This window comes from Lachnoclostridium sp. Marseille-P6806, assembly GCF_900625025.1.
Classification (GTDB): Bacteria; Bacillota; Clostridia; order Lachnospirales; family Lachnospiraceae; genus CAG-791.
On sequence record NZ_LR130582.1, the window covers coordinates 39,582 to 60,205 of the forward strand.

The window sequence follows — 20,624 nt, forward strand, 5'->3', positions numbered from 1 at the left end:
TTTTTAATATCTTCTTGACATTAAGGTAGCCTGCTACGTATTATAGTTGTTGTGACATGTACTGTGCTACATATGGGGGGGGGAACGGCAGGATGGAGACAACGGCAGGTCATGGCGGCAATGAACCGCAGGAGAGGGAGCGGCACCGTTTTGAGGATGCATCTCTCGGCTACAAATTCAAGCTCATTCAGGAGCAGTTCCGGAGCATGGTCAATGAGCGGATGCGGGCGGCTGAGCTCACCTTTTCACAGATGGGCGTCCTGTATTATCTGGACTCCTCTCCGGGGGGGAGGATCACGCAGAAAATGCTCTGCGAGGCGGTGCACGTCAAGCATCCGACCATGAACGGGATTCTCAGCCGCATGGAGGAAAAGGGGCTGGTTCAGCAGACCGTGGATCCGGATAACCGCCGCTGCCGAAATATCATGCTCACGGAAAAGGGGCGCCGTCTCATGCAGATGCAGAACGCAGAGCGGCAGGCGTGCAACGAGGCGCTGACCCGGGGCTTCACCGACGAGGAAACCGGCGAGTGTCACCGGCTGATGAATAAAATCTACCGGAATCTTTGCGGCTACAGGGAAGCTCGGCAGCAGGAGAATCCCCGAAAGACAGAGAAGAACGAAAGGCAGGAAGAACAGACATTATGATCAGAACTCTGACAAAGCAAATCGGGGAATTCAGACTCCCGTCACTGCTGACGCCGGTGTGGATGGTCGGCGAGGTGAGCTGCGAAATGATTATTCCGGTGCAGATGGGCCTCATTGTTGACAACGGCATCTACGGCGGGGACATGGGGTATATCGTCCGCACAGGCCTCACGATGGTCGTCGTGGCGCTCTTCGGTCTCCTCTTCGGAATACTGGGAGGCTTTCACGGGGCGAAAGCCTCGGCGGGCTTTGCGCGGAATCTCCGCAAGGCGATGCACGATAATATTCAGACCTATTCCTTTGAGAATATCGACCGGTTTTCGCCCCCCAGCCTTGTCACCAGACTGACGACGGATGTCACGAATATTCAGAATGCCTACCAGATGATACTGCGTATGGCGGTGCGGGCGCCGATGACGATGGTGATCGCGATGGTCATGTCCTTTATCATCAGCCCGCGGCTCGCGAGCATTTATCTCATTGCAGTTCTCTTCCTCGCCGTGGTGATGGGCTTCATGATGCGCCGCACGACGAAGTATTTCAAAAAGGTGTTCGAGCGCTATGATGCACTGAACGAGAGCGTGCAGGAAAATGTCTCGGCGATCCGCGTCGTCAAGGCCTATGTCCGGGAGGACTATGAGATCGGAAAATTAAAAAAGGCCGCGCTGAACATCTATCTGATGTTCGTGAAAGCGGAGCTCAATCTGGCCGGAATCGGGCCGATCATGATGGGAACGGTCTATGCCAGCATTCTTATCATAAGCTGGCTCGGCGCGCGCTCCATTGTGGCGGGGTCCCTCACCACCGGCGAGCTGATGAGTCTTCTGACCTACTGCATGAATATTCTCATGTCGCTCATGATGGTCTCCATGGTCTTTGTCATGATCACGATGTCCGAGGCGAGCGCCCGACGCATTGCGGAGGTCATAGAGGAGAAGAGCTCTCTTGTGAATCCGGCGGAGCCCCTCATGGAGGTTTCCTCCGGGGACATCCGCTTTGAGCATGTCGATTTTGCCTATCGCGCGGGCTCGGCGGAGCCGGTGCTGAAAGATGTCAATCTGGAGATCCATGCCGGGGAGGCCGTGGGCATCATCGGCGCCACGGGCTCGGCAAAGTCCAGTCTTGTCAGTCTGATCAGCCGTCTGTACGATGTCACGGCTGGCCGGGTTCTGGTCGGCGGACACGATGTCCGGGAGTATGACATGGCGGCGCTTCGGGAGGGCGTCTCCGTGGTTCTTCAGAAAAACGTTCTGTTTTCCGGAACCATCTATGACAATCTCCGCTGGGGAGACAAAAATGCTTCCGAGGAGGAGTGCCGCAGAGCGTGTGAGCTGGCCTGCGCGGATCAATTCATTCAGAAATTTCCTGACGGTTATGATACCTACATCGAGCAGGGCGGCTCCAATGTATCCGGCGGACAGAAGCAGCGCCTGTGCATTGCCCGGGCTCTGATCCGGAAGCCGAAGGTGCTGATTCTCGACGATTCCATGAGCGCGGTGGATACGGCGACCGATGCGAAGATCCGCAGGGCGCTCCGCGAAGAGATCCCGGGAACCACAAAGCTTATCATTGCGCAGCGCATTTCGAGCGTGCAGGAGCTGGACCGCATCATCGTCATGGAGGACGGGAAGATCAACGGCTTCGGTACTCACGGAGAGCTGCTTGCCGGCAATGCGATCTATCGTGAAATTTACGAGTCGCAGACCGGCGCAGGTCCGGATGCGGATTTTGACGAGAAGAGATAAAGGTCTTGCCGGTAAGCGGCGGAGGATAGAGGATATGGCAGAGGAAAAGGCAAAGGCAGTCAATGGTCCGGGACGCGGCGCACGGCGCGGCATGCCCCGGCCGAAGATAAAGAATCCGGGGCGGCTTCTCCGCAGGACGCTCGGGTATGTGTTCCGGTATTATCCGGTTTATATGATTGTGGTGGCGGTCTGCATCGTCGTCTCCGTGCTCGCCAACGTACAGGGTACCATGTTCACGAGAACGCTGATCGACAGCTATATCACGCCGCTTCGGGAGGCGGCGGAGGCAGGCCGTGCGGTAAACTATTCGCCGCTCCTCCATGCGATGGCGAGAGTGGCGGTGTTCTATCTGATCGGCATCGGGGCGGCGCTGACGCAGTCCGTCGTGATGACCTACGTGAATCAGGGCACGCTGAACCGACTGCGGAACGAGCTGTTTGAACACATGGAATCACTTCCCATCCGCTATTTTGACACTCACGCGCACGGGGACATCATGTCGATCTATACCAACGATATTGATACGCTGCGTCAGATGATCAGCCAGTCGCTGCCCCAGCTCCTGAACAGCGGCATCACGATCGTCAGCATTGTCTCTATGATGCTGGTGCTGTCGATTCCGCTGACGGTGCTTTCGATTGTGATGGTGGCCCTGATGCTGGCGGCCTCCATGTCCGCAACAAAGATCTCCGGCAGAAACTTTGTGGAGCAGCAGAAGAGCCTCGGCTCTCTGAACGGCTTTATCGAAGAGACCATGACCGGGCAGAAGATTGTCAAGGTGTTCAACCACGAGGAAGAGTCGATCCGGGAATTTGACAGAAGAAATGAGGAGCTGTACCGGAGTTCCTATCAGGCGAACGCCTACTCGAATATTTTGGGGCCGATCAATACGCAGCTCGGCAACACCAGCTATGTGCTGTGTGCTCTTGTGGGGGGAATGCTGGCTCTGAACCGCTATGCGGGCTTCACGGTCGGCGCGCTGGCGAGCTTCCTTACGTTCAACAAGAGCTTCTCCATGCCGATCAATCAGGTGTCCATGCAGATCAACTCGATTTTCATGGCGCTTGCGGGTGCAGAGCGCGTTTTCCGCCTGCTGGACGAGACGCCGGAGACGGACGACGGCTATGTGACACTGGTGAATGTCCGCGGGGCCGGGAACACCGAGGAGACGAATGAGCACACGGGCTTCTGGTCATGGAAGCACTATCACAAGGCGACGGATACCACGAGCTATGTGCCTCTTGCAGGAGACGTCACATTCAATGATGTCGACTTCGGCTATACGGACGGAGAGCCGGTGCTGCACGACATTCAGCTCCACGCGGAGCCGGGGCAGAAGATCGCTCTCGTCGGCTCAACCGGAGCGGGCAAGACGACGATCACGAATCTGATCAATCGTTTTTATGATATTCAGGACGGCAAGATCCGCTACGACAACATCAACATCAACAAGATATCCAAGAAAGACCTGCGCCGCTCGCTCGGCATGGTGCTGCAGGATACCCATCTCTTCACCGGGACGGTCGCCGACAATATCCGCTACGGCAAGCTGGATGCGACGGACGAGGAGGTCGTCGCCGCGGCGAAGCTCGCGAATGCGGACAGTTTCATCCGTCGTCTTCCGCAGGGCTATGAGACGGAGCTGCACGGCGACGGCTCAAACCTCTCGCAGGGACAGCGCCAGCTTCTCGCCATTGCGAGGGCGGCGATCGCCGATCCGCCGGTGCTGATTCTGGATGAGGCGACATCCTCGATCGACACCCGCACCGAAAAGATTGTGCAGAACGGCATGGACCGGCTGATGCACGGGCGGACCAGCTTTGTCATCGCGCACCGGCTCTCCACGATCCGCAACAGTGATGTGATTGTGGTTCTTGAGAACGGCCGCATTGTGGAGAAAGGGAGCCATGACGAACTGATGGAGAAGAAAGGCAGGTATTATCAGCTCTATACCGGGAAGAGGCCGGAGCTGGCGGGGTAAGACGAGGGGAGGGGAAAAACCGTGTTTTCCCCTGTATGCGGATAGGAGTGTCTGGAACGGCGAGCGCATTTTCGTGGAGGATTATGTCCGCCGTGCAACCAGCTGTCAGAATGCTTCGGCGACGGAGGAAAGAAACAATCCCGAGGCAAAGGAGGCTTTTTATCATGTCACTGATGCACATTCATTATTATTCGAGTGAGCTTTCAAAATCACGGATTTTTATATCACGGCGCCGGATGACGCAAATGCGATGATGAAGCAGAGAAATCCCCATTACAGCCGGCCGATGCGCCTGCCTGTCCTGCTGCACGGCTACTCGGGCGATGCGGCAGACTGGATCACGGGCAGCCCGATTCGGGAGCTGGACGGAAAATATAATCTGGCAGTCGTCATGCCGTCCGGGGACAACAGCTTCTATGTGGACGCGGCGCATACAGGAGGAAAATATGCGAGCTTTGTCGACAGAGAGCTGGTAGCTTATGTCAGAGGACTTCTCCATCTTCCGGAAGAGTGATCGGACTTTCGAATGCGCTGATTGTCGAGGGGCCGAGACAGCACGACTGGACATTCTGGAACAGTTGCCTTGTGCCCGCCCTTGAGTGGATGGGATAGGAAAGGCAAATCACAGACAGGGCACTGGCTGCCCTGTCTGCGATGAAGACAGCGAGGCACAGCTTATGCTGTATCCTCCTCCATTCGGACGGCGGGAAGACGAAGAGTGACAGTGGTTCCCTCATGGAGTGTGGAACGGTATTGCAGACAATATCCGGAACCGAAAAGAAGACGCAGTCTCTCGTTTATATTTCGTATACCGTAGTGCGTATTGGCAGCGGTTCCGTGAAAATCCAGAAGCTCTGCTATTTTTTCTTCTGTCATCCCGATCCCGTTGTCGGTCAGATCCAGGATGATTTCGTTTTCACAAAATTGGGATTTCAGCTCGATCAGTCCGCAGTCTCTTTCTGATTCCAGAATGCCGTGCAGAATGGAATTTTCAACAAGAGGCTGCAGGATGATCTTGGGGATGGCGTAGCTCTCCATCCAATCCTGATATTCAAACCGAAAGCTTGTCTTTTTTTCAAATCTCATGTTTTGAATTTTTATATAGGTAGACGCATGGTGTATTTCCTGGGCTATCGATACGATATCGTTGCCGTTTGCCAGACTGCTTCGGTAATAGTCGACCAGCATATTCACAATGTCAGAGATTTCGGGCACACCCCGCCGGATGGCAGTACAGTTGATGAGATTTAGTGTATTGTAGAGAAAGTGGGGATTGATTTGCGCCTGCAAGGCCTCGTATTCCGCGTTTTTTACGGCAATACCCATGTCGTATTGTTTGGCGATCATTATTTTCAGCTGCTCTGTCATGGACAGAAAGCTGGTCATGAGAGCGCTGATTTCATCATTCCCCTGCGGAGTCAGATCAATATCAAAATTTCCCGACATGACCTTCCGGGTCTCGCGGTGGAGCAGAAAAATACGCCGGAGAAGTGAAGAGACCAGCATGTCGGCGATCAGCCAGCAGGCAATGCCCAGAAAAAGGGAGCAGACGAGGAGCTCGCTGTAAAGAATGTGATGCTCTTTGAAAATTTCATTGACCGGAACATAAACGGAGAGAATGTAGGGACTCTGGGAGATGGGAGTGCGGCGAAAGTAATAGAGCGATCCGCCGTACTGACCGAGTAACCACAGGGAGGCGTTGTCCGCGTTTTTCGGAGAATGGAGCGTCGGGGCCGCCTGCCCCGGGCGGCAGGGAAAGCCTTCGGCAGAGCCGACGGCCAGAATGACGGTGTCATTTTCAGAGATGCAGGCAAAGCTGTTGTCGGTAAACAAAAAGCTTTCCAGAATCTCCGCCACTTTTTGACTGCTGAGGTCAACGCTCAGCAGTCCCGCAGGGATCGTCAAGCCGGACATGGAGTACAGTATACTCACGTAGGAAAAATAATCCGTCTCATATCCGGACAGGGACGGAGACAGAAAGCGCCGGCTTTCATTCTGCTGAATCATTTCAGAGAACCATGGACTGCCGGAGATGACGGAAAAAGGGAGCACCGTATTTTCATTTTCGACGTAGAGCTTCTTCTGATCGGTATAAAGGCGTATCCTGTCGGCTTCGGATACCTGCTCCAGATAGCTGAAAATGGACTGCACATCGGCATACAGCGTTTTCTGGCTGATGACATTTTCGGCGCTGGGATCGGAGAACTGGTAAATCCCCTGCGAGCGCAGAACATTTTCCGCAGTCACCTGCAGACTTGAGAAAAAGCGCTGTATTTCCTCGCTCCCGCTGGAAAAGTTCTGATCCATAGCCTGAAGGGACTGCTGCTGGATCAGCTGTGTTGTCTTTTGGAAAGACAGAGCGGTAAAGGCAAGGATCGGGGCGATCAGGAGGATAAAGGTATAAATCCGTATTTTTCTTTTTAAGGAGCCCCCGGTGAAGCGGGCCTGCGGCTGACTGCTATTCCGGATACTCTTCCGTGTCATTTTCATACCTCCGGTATTCACTGGGGGTCATGCCCGTATTTTCCTTGAAGACTCGTGAAAAATAGTTGTAATCCCGGTAGCCGGACTTTTTGCAGATATCGGACAGGGAAAGCCGGCTGTTTTTTAATAGCTTTCTGCTGCTTTCAATCCGTATCTGCGTCAAATAGTGGTTGATCGTCATGCCGGTGTTTTTCTTGAAAATAGAAGACAGATATCCGGAGGAAATGCGGAGTCTTGCGGCGATGAGCTCGATGGACAGATTTTCATCGCTGTAAGACTTCTGTATGATGCTCTGCGTTTTTGAGGTGAGCAGCTTGGCGGAGGGCGGAAGCTCGGGAGGGGGCAATTCGCCTGATTCCTCCCGGTTCATGGAGCGTTCCAGAGCCTGCTTTATTTTTCCCTCTTCGCGGCGGATTTCTGCCAGAGCATTTTGTACGGCCTCTTCAATTTGTCTGATGCGAATGGGCTTCTCGACGAAGTTCACAGCCCGAAGACGCATGGCGGCCCGAAAATAATCCTTTTCCGGATAAGCTGACAGAAAAATAAACTGACAGTCAAAATTGACTTTCCGGTATTGCCCGGCAAATTCAAGTCCGTTCATTTTGGGCATTCTGATATCGGACAGTATGATGTCCGGGTGTACTTCTTTCGCAAGATCAAGGGCGCTCAGCCCATCTCCCGTAGAATACACTTTTTCAATTCCCATTTCTTTCCATGACACAAATTCCGTGAGAATAGAGCGGGCTGCGGCTTCGTCTTCCACAATCAGAAGCGTGATCATAGTCTGTTCTCCTCATTCTGCCTAATAGAGCGGGCGGTGCCGGATTCGAAACGACTGCATTTCATGATGTCCGGATGTGTGCAATCTGACAACAGAACCCTGTGTGAAACAAAAAAATTATACAACATATACCCGTGCAAAACCGATCCGGAGAAAATAATAGTGAAAATATGCGCATATTGTCATGGATTTTTGCTATTTTATCAGAATATTGCGATTGTTGAGAAAGAGGACGGGCGTTACATTGGTGGCAGGGAGAAAGCAGAAAGAACGATCAGCAGGGAGGAGAAAAGCCATGAAAGCTGCAGAGAAAAGGGGGAGAGGAGCCGTAAGACGTGACAGGGTGCTGCTGATGATGATCCTGCCCGCTATCCTGTATTACATTATCTTTTCTTATTTACCGATGGCGGGGACGGTATTGGCTTTCAAAAATTACAATTATGTCGACGGGATTTTTGGAAGCCCGTGGAACGGACTGAAGAATTTCCGGTTTTTGTTCAGCGGAGGGAAGATTTTTCGGGTGGCATGGAATACCCTGGCTTTCAACACCGTGTTTATTGTGGTAAATCAGTCCCTCCAGATTCTGACGGCGGTTTTTCTCACGGAGATAGGTTCCAGATATTTTAAGAAAATATCGCAGTCTGTGATTTTTCTGCCGTATTTTATTTCATGGGTTATTGTAGGCGGCTTTATCTATAATCTGTTCAATTATGAATATGGATCGCTTAACACGCTGCTCAGGACGCTGGGGGCCGATCCGGTGGATATGTACAGCGATGTCGGAGCATGGAAATATGTGCTGGTGCTGGTTAATGCGTGGAAATGGGTGGGCTATGGATCGGTAATCTATCTGGCGGCGATTACGGGGATAGACCGCGAGATTTACGAGGCCGCATCAATCGAGGGGGCCGGAAAATTCCGCCAGATTTTTTCCCTTACGATTCCGCTCATTGTTCCGCAGATCGTAACGCTTGTGCTTCTCGATGTAGGACGCATTTTTAAGGGCGATTTTGAAATGTTTTATCAGGTGACGGGGAATAATCCGCTTCTCTATGAGACGACGGATGTGATCGATACCTTTGTTGTGCGGTCTCTGCTGCAGCTTCAGGATGTCGGGATGTCTTCGGCGGCCGGCCTGATGCAGTCCCTGATTAATTTTGCAATTCTTATGATCGTTAATGCGGCGGTTAAGCGCGCAGAGTCTGATTATGCACTGTTTTAAGCGAAAAGAGGGAAAAATATGCATCGCTATAAACTGACGAAAGAAAAAGTAATATTCAACCTGATTGCCGGTCTGTATCTTTCTCTTTTTGCGGTTTTGTGTCTTTTTCCGTTTCTGATCATTATTTCGGGAGCTTTTTCTTCGGAAACCTCCATACTGGAATATGGCTATTCGCTGATCCCGAGAGAGTTTTCGACAGCGGCTTTCCGGGCCATCCTGACTTACCCGGCGGAGATTCTCAATGCGTACGGAGTGACGATTTTTATTACGGCGGTGGGGACGGGAGCGGGCATTGCTCTGTCGACAATGGCGGCTTATGTCCTGCAGAGAAAGTGCTTCCGCTATCGGAATGTGCTCTCCTTTCTGTTTTATTTCACAACAATCTTTGACGGAGGCATCGTTCCGAAGTACATACTCATGATCCGCTATCTGGGGCTGAAAAATAATGTTCTGGCATTGATTCTGCCGCTGCTGATCAATGTGTTTTACATCATTATTGTCAGAAGCTTTATTTCTTCTGCGATACCGGAGTCTTTGGTCGAATCGGCGCAGATCGACGGTGCGGGAGAGTTTCAGATTTTTTCGAGGATCGTCATGCCGCTTTCCAAACCGATTCTGGCAACGATCGGTCTGTTTATGGCTTTGGGCTACTGGAACGACTGGTTCAACGCCATGCTGTATATCGACGACCGCAGGCTGATTCCTCTTCAATACTATCTGTATAAGATGCTGTCGCAGATTACAATGCTGAGAGAACTGGTTTCCAAAGTTCCTCAGCTGACAGCGGTCACGCCGCCGGAGGAATCATTCAAAATGGCGATGACGCTGATTACCATAGGTCCGATTTTGCTTTTATATCCTTTTATTCAGAAATATTTTGTGAGCGGTATCATGATCGGCGCTGTTAAGGGATGAGCGTACCGACGGCATATGTTTTCATACAATAAAAGGAGGGAATATGAAAAGGAAAAAAATGTGGGCAGGTCTTTTGCTGACAACCGCACTGACGGTTTTGACCGCTTGCGGGAACAGCGCCGTAAAAACGGACGGAGCAGGAGACGCATCGGAGGCGCAAAGCACCGAGAATGCGGCGGAGGAAGCTGCTGACGAGAATCAGGCAGCAGAGGAGGAAGCCGCACTGGAACCGGTGGAGCTGACCTTTTACTTCATCGGAGAACCGGCCAGAGACAATGAGATGGTCTGGGAGCGCATCAACGAGCTTCTGAAAGAGAAGATCAACGCGACGATCGAGCCGAAATATCTGTCATGGGGAGACTGGGATCAGAGGTATCCTCTGCTTTTTTCCTCAGGAGAAGATTTTGACATGATTTATACGGCGGATTGGGCGCTGTATTCGGAAACGGCTTCCAAAGGCGGCTTTTATCCTCTGACCATGGATCTGATCAGGAAAAACTGTCCGATGTGTGTCGAACATCTTCCGGAGGTGGCATGGAGCAGCTCGGCAATGAACGGAAACATGTATCTTATTCCGCAGAATAATTATTTTGCGAATCATTACGGGTTCATGATCCGCGGCGATCTCAGAGAAAAGTATGGAATGGATGAAATTAAGAACGTGGATCAGCTGGAAGAGTATATGGATCATGTCAAAAAGAATGAGGCGGGCATGATTCCTCTCGATATTTCCAGCGACAATGCAGAGATGTACATGCGGGCCATTGTGGTATATCCGGACGAGCACTGGTATCTGGCGGGGGAGCACACGGGAGTACTGACCTATGACTTCACGGACCCTGAAAAAATTTCTCTCACGCCGTTTTATGATCTGCCGGGGTACGAGGAGCATCTGGAGCGTATGGCCAGGTGGAATCAGAAAGGCTTTTTGTCGAAGAGCGATCTGACCTCGGCCAATGCCGAACGCTTTGAAAATGGAAAAAGCGCGGTGAAACTGGGAAATATTTCTGATGCGGATGCTGCATGGCAGGCGGCCAGGGTCAGCCATCCGGATTGGAAAATTGAATATGTCAATCTTCTGGAGGGGAAAAAGCTTGGCTCGGTAGGGTATTCGCAGGGGGTTGCTTTCAATGCCCGTACAAAGAACATTGACCGCGCGATGATGGCGGCGGATCTCCTGAATTATGATCCGGATATCAATTTCCTGGTCAATGCCGGGATTCCGGGAGTTCACAATGAAATTCTGGAGACGGTGGAATATGAGGGACAGCAGCTGCAGAAGACGAGAGCGATTGATCCTGAGGGTTATGGCGGCTACTCCTACTGGTGTTTTTCCAATACGCCCTCAATTCCGGAGGAATCCTTTGACGGCTATGATGAGCTGATGTACAGCTATTTCTACCAACAGGCGGTGCATCATCCGCTGGATGGAATGACATTTCAGACAGAGAACGTAGCGACGGAGATCGCGAATACATCGAATGTTTTGTCTGAATACCTGCCTATTCTGTATCTGGGCTTTACAGAGGATCCGAAAGCGACCCTGAATGAGTTTAAGGAAAAGCTCCATGAGGCGGGAATAGAGGCGGTCAACGAGGAGATGGAAAAACAGGCGGAAGCCAGGTTTGAAGCGGCGCAGTAAACATGACAGAGAGGGATGGAAGAAGATGGCGGCAAGAGACTGTTTGGAGCGCGGACAGAGCATTGTTCTGGGGGAAGGACATTATGTATCGGTATATACAAAGATCCGAAGCGGCCTGCCGATTATTGAAGAGCTGCTGTCCGATTTCGGCTTTGCCTCCGGAGATCAGAGAGACTGCTATGAATCCATCCGTTTTGTGAAAACAATTTCCTGTCCGGAGGAGTGTCTTCCGGCAGATGCTCCGCATCTGCCGGAGCGCATCCCGGAGGAGGGCTGTGTCACGCTTGCCCGGGGAAATACGATTACGATCTATTACGCGGATGACAGAGGAGCGATTTACGGAGCCATGGAGCTGATTCGCCTTGCCGATCTGGGACGGATCTCGGAGCTCATACGGTTTGACGCTCCGATCTGTCCGGAGCGGGGGGTTAAGGTTTTTGTTCCGGCGAGGAAGGATCTCGATTTTTTCAGAAAATTTGTCGATATTCTTGTCTACTTCAAATTTAATCTTCTGATGATCGAGATCGGAGGCGCGATGGAATACCGGCGCCACCCGGAGATCAATGAGGGCTGGCGAAAATACTGCGAAGAGATGAGAGAGTATTCCGGAAAGACGAAGGTCATTCAGGATGAGACATTTCCGTGGTACAAAAATGCGATTCATATGGAAAACGGAGGCGGCGATTGTCTGACGCAGGAGGAGCTGAGGGAACTGGCGGACTTCTGCAAAGAGAGAAAAATCGAAATGATCCCGGAGATCCCGGCACTGGGACACTGTGACTATCTGCTGATGGGAAATGAGGATATCGCCGAGCGCAGGGATGACCCGTATCCGGACACCTATTGCCCGTCCAACCCCAAATCGTATCAGCTCCTGTTTGACGTCATTGATGAGGTCGCAGAGGTGTTCCGCCCGAAAATGATCAATATCGGGCATGATGAATATTATACAATCGGCATCTGCGAGCAGTGCCGGAAGAAAAAGGCAGAGGATATTTTTGCAGATGACGTCAATAAAACGGCAGCCTATCTTAAGCAAAAGGGAATAGAGACGATGATCTGGGGAGATAAGCTGCTGAAAAATGCGTGTGTGCCGGGCGCAGGGCCGTTTGGCGGCGCGGAGATCAAAATGTATTTTCCGGCTTTCCATGTGCAGGACGGGCAGTTTGTCGGAATTATGCCGGCGACATTCGGAGCGATAAAGAAAATTGATCACAGCGTCAGGATTCTTCACTGGTGCTGGCCCCTCGGAGAGGAGCTGGAGGATGAGCTGCTGGCGGAGGGACTGAATATCCGCTATGGAAATTTTGACAGCTATCTGTTCTGCAACTGGAAACAGCACATCGGCAAGACGGTGCATGGAGCCCTGATTTCCAACTGGAGCTCGCTGAATGAGGTGATTCTGCAGCGAAACGGCATTTTTTTCAATATAGCGTATGCGTGCAGGATGTTCTGGAACGGCCGCTATGAGGAGGCCGATTTCGACAGGGAGCAGGAGGAGGCATTTGAGAATCTCTATCAGCTGAAAAATCCTGACAGCGGCAGCTTGAAGCGGACAGAGAAAGGCCCGGGAATCCGCTATGTCGAGGCGGTATTCGGAACGGATTATGCTCCGGAATTTGTCTGGTTTGTGGATGGGGTTTTCCCGGAAAAGGAAAAGTATGAGATTGCCGCGCTTCAGCTTTCCTATACCGATGGAAGCCGCGCTGAGCTTCCGATCGTCTACGGGGAAAACATCGGCAATATCAATGTTTCATGGGGAAGACGCCGGGAACCGGGCGGCGCGTCGTATACGGTGGACGACAGGCTGATCGAGCTGTCCTATGGAACATTGCCCGTTCGGATGGGAGAAAAAACCTATTACCGGTATCTTTTTCAGAATCCGTTTCCGGAGAAATCACTTTGCAGCGCAGCCGTCGCAGCGCATCAGGGATATGCCGTGTATGTGCAGGAGCTCAGCTTTCTTGCCTGAGAGAATGGGAGAGACCGAATGGAGGGAAAATATGTTTTTCCGATAAGGGTGCGAAAGGGCGGACGATGCTTTGAGGATCAGACGGGAACTCCTTTCTTTTGGAACGCGGATACCTGCTGGCGCATTTTCTGGATGCTCTCCTACGAGGAGGCCTGCGATTATCTGGAAATCAGGGCGCGTCAGGGATTCACGGTGGTGCAGGTGCATTTGCTGCCGCATCGTATCTATCAGACCAATGTCTATGGAGAACTTCCTTTTTCTGCGCCGGGGAAAATCGATCAGCTGAATGAAGCGTATTTTCAGCATGTGGATCGTGTGCTCCGGTACGGAAGAGAGCTGGGACTGTGCTTTGCCGTGGCCCCGATGTGGCTGAGTACATGGGAGGACGACTGGCATACGTTATATCGTATGCCGGAGGTCGGCCGGTATATTTCCTCCGTGGCGCAGCGGTATCGGAACACGGACAATATCATCGCATTTATTCACGGGGGAGATGACGATGCGGAGGGACTTCGGAGCGAGATCATCCGATGCGCGGAAAGAGTGCGGGAGCTTGCTCCCGATATTCTTCAGACCTTTCATGCCGGAATCGGGCCGGGATATCCTCTGTACGGAGATCAGGACTGGTATGATTTTTCGCTGAATTACACGTATGACCGCGGGGATTGTGTCCGGCAGATGCTGGGGGCGGCGAAATGCTGCCCGGAAAAGCCGGCCGTGCTTGGAGAAACGCATTATGAGGGAAACCGCGATATAACGGCAAAGACGATAAGAGGCTTTGCCTATGCGTCGGTCATTCTCGGAGGAGCAGGGCAGACGTACGGGCATAAGGATGTGTGGATGGCGACGATGTTCTGGAGGGAGTCGCTGTTCTCTGCGGGGGCTCATCATATCGGCGTGCTGAGGGAAATCATGGAAAGCATTCCGTGGGAGCAGCTTCAGCCGGACGCGGAGGGGAAGCTGCTGGAGACCCGGCGGTCCAAAATGCCCTATGCCGCTTCGGACCTCATCCCTGCGGCGGCCACGCGAGATGAGAGACTTCTGATTGCGTATGTGGGAGATACGCGCTGGTTTTCTGTTCAGGGGAAAGGCCGGTATCACGGGAAATGGATTGATCCGGTCAGCGGAAAACATTTTCCGACAGAGGGAAGCTGTGGAGATATTCTTTCTGTGCCGGGACAGAATGCCGGAGGCGACACGGATTGGCTTCTGCTCCTTTCGTTTGCCGGGGATGCTCTGCAGAAAGAGAGGAAAGAATGAAGAACGGGAAGAATGCAGGACGCGTTCTGTTTTTAGGGGGACCGGGCAATATATCGGAATCGGCAATTCGCACATTGCTTGAGAGCGGACATTCCATCGGGGTGGTGAAGCGAACGGCGACAGGGCTGTTTGGCCTTGATCGGGAAATAGAAGTATTTTACGGGGACTGCAGAAACGGAGACCGGCTGCAGGAGATATTGAGCGCTTTTGGCCCGGATATGATTGTGGACAGTACCTGCTTTGAACTGTCAGAAGCGAAAACGGTTGCGGAGGCGCTGAAGCATTCTCCCTGCAGGAGACTCGTCTTTATCAGCACGGCCGATGTCTATGGGTATCCGCTGTCTCATCTCCCCATGCGGGAGGGCGATCCGTGGAATCAGCCGAATAATACCTATGCAAGAAATAAAAAGGAGATAGAAATTTTTTACCGGGAGGAGCTGCATGACAAAGGGATTGCAGGTCTTACCATTGTCCGGCCGGGATATTCCATGGGGAAAACCTTTGCGCTTGGAGCGCTCGGACGGGATGGAGGAGCGCATATTGTTTCCCGCATAAGGAGAGGCCTGCCGGTATATTCACCGGGTGACGGCACCACGCTGATCGATGCCGGAGCTGCCTTTGACACGGGGCGGATGCTGGCGAGGCTGTGCGAGGAGGAGAGCGCCTGCGGGCAGGCCTATAACTGCGCCAATCCGGAAGCGGTCACCTACGATGAGTATCTGCACGCGTTCGGGGATGCCTTGGGACTTCCGATCAAAATCGTTCATATTCCAACCGATTTCTTAAATTCGCTGGATCACGATGCGGTCAGAAACAGTACGCTGAATGATCTGTCCAGATTTAACCTGTATTTTTCCGTTGAAAAATTCAGGATAGAATTTCCGGATTTTGTATGGAAATATTCTCTGAAAGACGCGGCCGGAGATTTTGTGGAATACCAGGATCGCTGCGGGGGATTTGAAGAAGCGGGACGGCCCTGCTTTGAGGATGCGCTCATAGAGCTGTGGGAACAGGGCATGGATGAGCTTCGAGAAAGAGCGGTGGAAAGGCTGTGACAGGAAAAACGGGAGGATAGCTATGGGCAATCGTTATACTTTGACAAAGGAGCAGCGGCAGGAGTACAGCAGACATCTTATGCCCTGTCTCAGGCAGCCCGGCGGCGTGGAGCTGAAAGGCGGGCACGGAATTTATTTTGAGGATACCGAGGGAAAGAGATACATGGACTTCACATCGGAACAATTCGTGTGTCTTCTGGGCTTTGGGAATGAGGAGATTGCCGAGGCCATCTATGAGCAGGCGTTGAATATGCCTGTCGTCGCGCCGCTTCATCAGACCGATCTCCGCTATACGCTGTATCACAAAATGGCGTCCGTTGCCCCGGAACATCTGAACCGGCTTTCCTTTACGATCGGCGGCGGGCCGGCGATTGAGACGGCCATGAAAATCGCGCTGAAGAATGTTCCGGAAAGCGATCTCTTCATCACCCTGTACGGGGGCTATCACGGGACGACCTTTGGCACCGCGGCGGGCAGCTTTATATCCGGACGCGGCGGCACGGAAGTCTTAAATCCTGAATTTTTTCGATTTGCGGTGCATGCCCAGCGGCATTTTATCAGAGCAGAACGCCCGTATTGTTATCGCTGCCCGTGGCATCAGCAGTACGGATCGTGCAGCTTTGCCTGTGCGGAGGCCGTCAGAGAGACGATTCTCCATGGAGCGGCCGGAGTGGTAGCGGCAGTGATCGTGGAGCCGATCCAGTCGGGCGGAGGACAGATCCCGCTGCCCCCGGAATACTTAAAGAAGCTGAGAGAAATCTGTACGGAGACAGGGACACTTCTCATTTTTGACGAAATTCAGACGTATTGCCGCACAGGACATTTTTTTGCCGCGGATTACTATTCCGTGGAGCCGGATATTCTTGTGTTTGCAAAAGGGGCCGGAGGCGGGATGCCCATAGGAGGAGTCCTGATTCATGACCGGCTGACAGGATTCACGAATCTGATGGAGGATATGCAGACTTTCCAGAACAATCACATGAGCTATGCGGCGGCTCTGAAAACGATAGAAATTATTGAGAGGGATCACCTGCATGAAAATACATGCAGAGTCGGCGGGTTTATCATGAATCGCCTGAGGAAAATGCAGGAAAATCTTTCCTGCATCGGAGACATACGGGGAGCGGGGCTCGCCATCGGGGTTGAGCTGGTCAAGGACCGGGCCACGCGGGAGCCTCTGGATAATGAGACGATGCACGATCTGTTTCTCTTCTGCAAGGAAAACGGGCTTTTCTTTCAGACAGCGCATAACGTGGTCAAGCTTAAACCTCCGATTATTATTCGGAAAGAGCAGGCGGGAGAGGCGATGGATATTCTGGAAAAGGGTCTGCGGAGGATTGAAGTTTGAGAGTTCTGCCGATGCAGAACTTTCAAACCGCACCATCGGTGCTGAAGCACCGGGTGCCGCATTCGGCAAAACCGCATTCGCGGATTTTGCCTCAGCGAGGTATAAGTATGAAAGCGATTGTAAAGACGGAGCACGGGACGGTGGAATACCTCGAGATTCCGGAACCGTCATGCGGAGTGCGGGATGTGAAAATCCAAGTGATGGCGTGCGCGATCTGCACGACGGATCTGCACATTGCAGACGGAAACTATCCGTGGGAGGCGGGCGTCCCGCTGGGGCATGAATATACAGGGGTAATTGTAGAGACGGGTGCGGAGGTGAGAGATTTTGTGGTCGGCGATCATGTGGCCGCATGCATGGATGGAGGCTTTGCCCGCTATGTGGTAAAACGGGAGGACGATTGGGTGTTTCATCTCCCGGATTCGGTCAGCTATGAGGAGGGAACGCTGCTTGAGCCGCTGGCCGCGGCAGCAAACAGTGTTATCAGCCGCGCGCAGGTTCGGCCGATGGACAGGATTCTCATTACAGGGCCGGGGCTGCTCGGGCAGTTTGCCCTGCAGGCGGCAAAGCTCGCGGGCGCAAGGGTCATGGTGTCGGGGATGGATGCAGAGCGCCTCCGGATTGCCGCAGAGCATGGAGCCGATGTGACGGTGGATCTCGGAATGCAGGATCTGCATGAGGAGGTAAAGCGCTTTACGGAGGGAGAATGGCTTGATACCGTCATTGAGTGCTCGGGAAGCCAGCAGGCGCTGTCTTCGGGCCTTGCGCTGCTTCGCTATGACGGACAGCTGATTCAGGTGGGGATTCCCGCAGGAGCTCTGACAGTTGATATAGGAGCGCTGGTCTATAATAACCGGAAGATAATAGGCAGCATCGCGTACGATCGCGCGATGTGGAAGCGTGTGCTCGCCATGGCGGATCGGGGGGAAATTGACTTGAAGGGCTATGTTTCTTCTGTTCTCCCGCTGGATCATTGGGAAGAAGGATTTCAGCGGTCGAGGGAAAAGAACGGCTTCCGGGTGCTTTTAATCCCGTAACGAGGCCGGGGCGGGTCTCTCGGATGTCCTCAGAATGCCTGTGCGTAGCCCGAAAGGCTGCGCACAGGCATTCTGCTGTCTGCAGGAGATGCTATAATGAAAAAATATGAAGTCATGACGGCTGCTCTCGCGGAAGCGGGCGGAAAGGGGAAGCATGGTATGAGAAAGCAGGAGCTGTCGCTGGGAATGCCTCACTGGATTGAAGTTCATACGGAGAAAGAGCATATCTCGGAGCATTTTCAGCCGGACAAGGCCTATGGGGCGCGCCGGAGAATCCGCGTTTGTTTAGAGGGAGAACCGGATACTACGGTCCGTGTGTCGGCTCCGGGAGAGGAGCTGCGCTTTGTAAGGCTCCGCTGGCAGACGAATCAGGCGAACGAGTCCAGAATACTCGGAGACGCGTGGGAGCGCAGCTACTGCGATCTGGCATGGAGAGGAGTCAGCGCAAGACGGCCTCTCCCGTGGTACTTTCTCATTTCAAAATATGAGGATGTCTACGGCTGCGGCGTGAGGGTGCAGCCGAATGCGTTCTGCTTCTTTGAGGCGGACCCGAAAGGGATTACGCTCTACATGGATCTGCGCTGCGGGGGCGACGGCGTTTCTCTCGGGAACCGGACGCTTGACGTCTGCACCATCATCTACCGGGAATACGGAGAGAGCGGAAGCTACGAGGCGGGACGGGATTTCTGCCGTGAGCTGTGCCCGGCGCCTCTCCTCCCAGATCGCCCGGTGTTTGGCGGCAACAACTGGTATTATGCCTATGGAGAAAGCTCGCGGGAGGAGCTGCTCCGGGACACGGATTATCTCATGGAGCTTTCCGCCCGCACCGTGCTTCCGCCCTATATGGTCATCGACGATGGCTGGCAGATTCGGCACGGCGCCGATTACAACGGCGGGCCATGGAGAGCCGGCGGCGCAGCCTACGGCGATATGGAGGGGCTTGCGGCAGACATCGCGGAAAGGGGAGCGATCCCCGGCATCTGGTTCCGTCCGCTGCATAACAGGGATGCGGCGGTTCCGAAATCGGGGCGGCTTGATACAGGGCACCTTGATCCCTCCGTTCCCGGAACGCTGGACTATATCCGGGAGGATATCCGGACGCTCTGCGGCTGGGGATATCGCCTGCTGAAGCACGATTTTTCCACCTATGACCTTTTCGGGAAATGGGGATTTGAGATGCATCCTCTTGTCACGGACAGCGGCTGGCATTTTCACGACCAGAGTCTTACCGGGGCGGAGATTGTAAAGCGTCTTTACGCGGCTGTCCGGGAGGAATCGGCGCCTTTCGGCGCTCTTGTGCTGGGGTGCAATGCGGTCGGACATCTCGGTGCCGGGCTTATGCATATCATGCGCACGGGAGATGACACCTCGGGACTTAGCTGGGAGAGGACGAGGAGTGTGGGCGTAAACACGCTGGCGTTCCGTCTGATTCAGAACGAGACTTTTTATATGGTCGACGCGGACTGCGTCGGCATCACGGAGCAGGTGCCGTGGCGCTTTAACCGGCAGTTTGCGGATGTGATTGCAAGGAGCGGGACGGCGCTGTTCCTTTCGGCCAAGCCGGGAGTGCTCTCCCCGGAGGAGAAGAAAGAGCTGTCGGAAATCATTGCGATGGCGGCCGAGGGGAAACGGCGGGCATATCCGTTTGACTGGATATTGAACGACTGCCCGGAACTCTGGCAGGACGGTAATAACCGTCGGATCCATTATGACTGGTACGAGGAGACGGGGACAAATTTTGATTCCGGGAAGCGGTTTGACACGCCGTTTATGGCGGGCGTCTGAATGACAGGAGCGGAAATATATGGAAATCATGGAGTGCAGTCTCGATGACATCAACGAACTGAAGCGCCGGTATTTTACCGGCAAGGTGCATCTGGCATACAGCGGGATATCGACCTGCGGCTCCGGTCACTCGTGGAACGAGAGGAGAAGCTTTTACATCATTCATATCATCCTCAGGGGAAAAGGAACCCTGATGAAAGGGAAAAAGCTCTGGCATCTCCATGCCGGTCAGGCGTTCGGGCTGTATCCCGGCGAGAGCTATGTGTATACCGCGGATATACAAAAGCCGTGGAAATACTGTTGGGTCGGCTTTCAGGGCTCGGAGGCGGAAAAGATCATGTACGAGATCGGCTTCTCACGGGACAATCCGGCGATCCGCCTGACGAGTGTGTCCCGTTACAGCGAGGTGATCCGGGAGATCGCCGAATATCGGGGCTTCGGCTACGCCGACGAAATGCATCGGACGGGTCTTCTCATGGGGCTGCTGACGGACATGATGGAGGGAAAGGCGGAGGATGCGCCGCAGAAGATCGTCGTTCCGGGAAAACTGCAGGAGAACAGTGGGGCGGCGCCGGAGAACGAGAAGATGAACGCCGATATTGCGAACGAAGCGGCAGCCAGCAACTGAACTATTATGACCGGGTAATATCCGGCGGAGCGCGTGGGAAAATGCCGCGCGGAGCGGAGCAGTCGGACAGGGTTCCGGCTGTTTCTCCGCTGCGGCTCCCGCCACCCCGCCATGGAGAAAGC

At 53.4% G+C, this 20,624-nt stretch carries 16 protein-coding genes; 14 read left to right on the plus strand and 2 right to left on the minus strand.

Translation table 11 applies throughout. The features are described 5' to 3' along the window. Nucleotides 1-92: 92 nt before the first annotated feature. The 4 genes from E0E20_RS10295 to E0E20_RS10310 all read left to right on the plus strand — a co-directional run bounded on the left by E0E20_RS10295 (nt 93) and on the right by E0E20_RS10310 (nt 4,887). On the plus strand, nt 93-647 hold the full coding sequence (locus tag E0E20_RS10295; RefSeq protein ID WP_165444069.1) for a MarR family winged helix-turn-helix transcriptional regulator: 555 nt from the start codon (nt 93-95) through the stop codon (nt 645-647). Continuing rightward, a complete protein-coding gene (locus E0E20_RS10300) occupies nt 644-2,392 on the plus strand; it encodes an ABC transporter ATP-binding protein (protein ID WP_130838122.1) in 1,749 nt (582 codons plus the stop codon). The genes E0E20_RS10295 and E0E20_RS10300 overlap by 4 nt, the downstream gene beginning before the upstream one ends. A gap of 34 nt (nt 2,393-2,426) precedes the next feature. Beyond that, nucleotides 2,427-4,373: an ABC transporter ATP-binding protein gene (locus E0E20_RS10305; protein ID WP_130838123.1), complete on the plus strand. Its 1,947-nt coding sequence runs from the start codon at nt 2,427-2,429 to the stop codon at nt 4,371-4,373. Nucleotides 4,374-4,623: 250 nt separating this feature from the next. Next, on the plus strand, nt 4,624-4,887 hold the full coding sequence (locus E0E20_RS10310) for a hypothetical protein (protein ID WP_130838124.1): 264 nt from the start codon (nt 4,624-4,626) through the stop codon (nt 4,885-4,887). 161 nt (nt 4,888-5,048) lie between these two features. Here the strand turns inward: E0E20_RS10310 and E0E20_RS10315 are convergent, their stop codons facing one another. Further along, a complete protein-coding gene (locus tag E0E20_RS10315; protein ID WP_165444070.1) occupies nt 5,049-6,857 on the minus strand; it encodes a sensor histidine kinase in 1,809 nt (602 codons plus the stop codon). After that, nucleotides 6,832-7,638 (minus strand): response regulator transcription factor, encoded by an 807-nt coding sequence (locus E0E20_RS10320; protein WP_130838126.1) that lies wholly within the window; start codon nt 7,636-7,638, stop codon nt 6,832-6,834. The genes E0E20_RS10315 and E0E20_RS10320 overlap by 26 nt, the downstream gene beginning before the upstream one ends. A 295-nt stretch (nt 7,639-7,933) precedes the next feature. On the opposite strand from E0E20_RS10320, the gene E0E20_RS10325 reads away from it, so the two are divergent. The 10 genes from E0E20_RS10325 to E0E20_RS10370 all read left to right on the plus strand — a co-directional run bounded on the left by E0E20_RS10325 (nt 7,934) and on the right by E0E20_RS10370 (nt 20,502). Continuing rightward, entirely contained in the window at nt 7,934-8,860 is a 927-nt protein-coding gene (locus tag E0E20_RS10325) for an ABC transporter permease (protein ID WP_130838127.1), read from the plus strand. Between the two features lie 18 nt (nt 8,861-8,878). Beyond that, complete coding sequence (locus E0E20_RS10330; RefSeq protein ID WP_130838128.1) at nt 8,879-9,775, plus strand: carbohydrate ABC transporter permease; 897 nt, start codon at nt 8,879-8,881, stop codon at nt 9,773-9,775. Nucleotides 9,776-9,818: 43 nt separating this feature from the next. Next, nucleotides 9,819-11,417, plus strand: a complete 1,599-nt coding sequence (locus E0E20_RS10335) for a DUF3502 domain-containing protein (RefSeq protein WP_130838129.1) — start codon at nt 9,819-9,821, stop codon at nt 11,415-11,417. A gap of 25 nt (nt 11,418-11,442) precedes the next feature. Continuing rightward, a complete protein-coding gene (locus E0E20_RS10340) occupies nt 11,443-13,389 on the plus strand; it encodes a family 20 glycosylhydrolase (RefSeq protein WP_130838130.1) in 1,947 nt (648 codons plus the stop codon). 18 nt (nt 13,390-13,407) lie between these two features. Then, complete coding sequence (locus E0E20_RS10345; RefSeq protein ID WP_130838131.1) at nt 13,408-14,649, plus strand: apiosidase-like domain-containing protein; 1,242 nt, start codon at nt 13,408-13,410, stop codon at nt 14,647-14,649. Beyond that, complete coding sequence (locus tag E0E20_RS10350; RefSeq protein WP_130838132.1) at nt 14,646-15,704, plus strand: NAD-dependent epimerase/dehydratase family protein; 1,059 nt, start codon at nt 14,646-14,648, stop codon at nt 15,702-15,704. The genes E0E20_RS10345 and E0E20_RS10350 overlap by 4 nt, the downstream gene beginning before the upstream one ends. A 22-nt stretch (nt 15,705-15,726) precedes the next feature. After that, complete coding sequence (locus E0E20_RS10355; RefSeq protein ID WP_130838133.1) at nt 15,727-17,052, plus strand: aspartate aminotransferase family protein; 1,326 nt, start codon at nt 15,727-15,729, stop codon at nt 17,050-17,052. A gap of 107 nt (nt 17,053-17,159) precedes the next feature. Then, on the plus strand, nt 17,160-18,089 hold the full coding sequence (locus E0E20_RS10360; RefSeq protein ID WP_130838134.1) for a zinc-dependent alcohol dehydrogenase: 930 nt from the start codon (nt 17,160-17,162) through the stop codon (nt 18,087-18,089). Between the two features lie 96 nt (nt 18,090-18,185). Next, the gene (locus tag E0E20_RS10365; protein WP_130838135.1) at nt 18,186-19,874 is read left to right on the plus strand and encodes an alpha-galactosidase; all 1,689 of its coding nucleotides are present in this window, start codon (nt 18,186-18,188) and stop codon (nt 19,872-19,874) included. Between the two features lie 19 nt (nt 19,875-19,893). Continuing rightward, entirely contained in the window at nt 19,894-20,502 is a 609-nt protein-coding gene (locus tag E0E20_RS10370) for an AraC family ligand binding domain-containing protein (RefSeq protein WP_130838136.1), read from the plus strand. The last annotated feature ends 122 nt before the right edge of the window (nt 20,503-20,624 follow it).

Bases quoted from the DNA above. Each gene is read 5' to 3' on its own strand.
- E0E20_RS10295 (WP_165444069.1), top strand. From the start codon at position 93: ATGGAGACAACGGCAGGTCATGGCGGCAATGAACCGCAGGAGAGGGAG.
- E0E20_RS10315 (WP_165444070.1), bottom strand. From the start codon at position 6,857: ATGACACGGAAGAGTATCCGGAATAGCAGTCAGCCGCAGGCCCGCTTC.
- E0E20_RS10340 (WP_130838130.1), top strand. From the start codon at position 11,443: ATGGCGGCAAGAGACTGTTTGGAGCGCGGACAGAGCATTGTTCTGGGG.
- E0E20_RS10345 (WP_130838131.1), top strand. From the start codon at position 13,408: ATGGAGGGAAAATATGTTTTTCCGATAAGGGTGCGAAAGGGCGGACGA.
- E0E20_RS10300 (WP_130838122.1), top strand. From the start codon at position 644: ATGATCAGAACTCTGACAAAGCAAATCGGGGAATTCAGACTCCCGTCA.
- E0E20_RS10335 (WP_130838129.1), top strand. From the start codon at position 9,819: ATGAAAAGGAAAAAAATGTGGGCAGGTCTTTTGCTGACAACCGCACTG.
- E0E20_RS10370 (WP_130838136.1), top strand. From the start codon at position 19,894: ATGGAAATCATGGAGTGCAGTCTCGATGACATCAACGAACTGAAGCGC.
- E0E20_RS10330 (WP_130838128.1), top strand. From the start codon at position 8,879: ATGCATCGCTATAAACTGACGAAAGAAAAAGTAATATTCAACCTGATT.
- E0E20_RS10325 (WP_130838127.1), top strand. From the start codon at position 7,934: ATGAAAGCTGCAGAGAAAAGGGGGAGAGGAGCCGTAAGACGTGACAGG.
- E0E20_RS10305 (WP_130838123.1), top strand. From the start codon at position 2,427: ATGGCAGAGGAAAAGGCAAAGGCAGTCAATGGTCCGGGACGCGGCGCA.
- E0E20_RS10360 (WP_130838134.1), top strand. From the start codon at position 17,160: ATGAAAGCGATTGTAAAGACGGAGCACGGGACGGTGGAATACCTCGAG.
- E0E20_RS10310 (WP_130838124.1), top strand. From the start codon at position 4,624: ATGATGAAGCAGAGAAATCCCCATTACAGCCGGCCGATGCGCCTGCCT.
- E0E20_RS10365 (WP_130838135.1), top strand. From the start codon at position 18,186: ATGAAAAAATATGAAGTCATGACGGCTGCTCTCGCGGAAGCGGGCGGA.
- E0E20_RS10350 (WP_130838132.1), top strand. From the start codon at position 14,646: ATGAAGAACGGGAAGAATGCAGGACGCGTTCTGTTTTTAGGGGGACCG.
- E0E20_RS10355 (WP_130838133.1), top strand. From the start codon at position 15,727: ATGGGCAATCGTTATACTTTGACAAAGGAGCAGCGGCAGGAGTACAGC.
- E0E20_RS10320 (WP_130838126.1), bottom strand. From the start codon at position 7,638: ATGATCACGCTTCTGATTGTGGAAGACGAAGCCGCAGCCCGCTCTATT.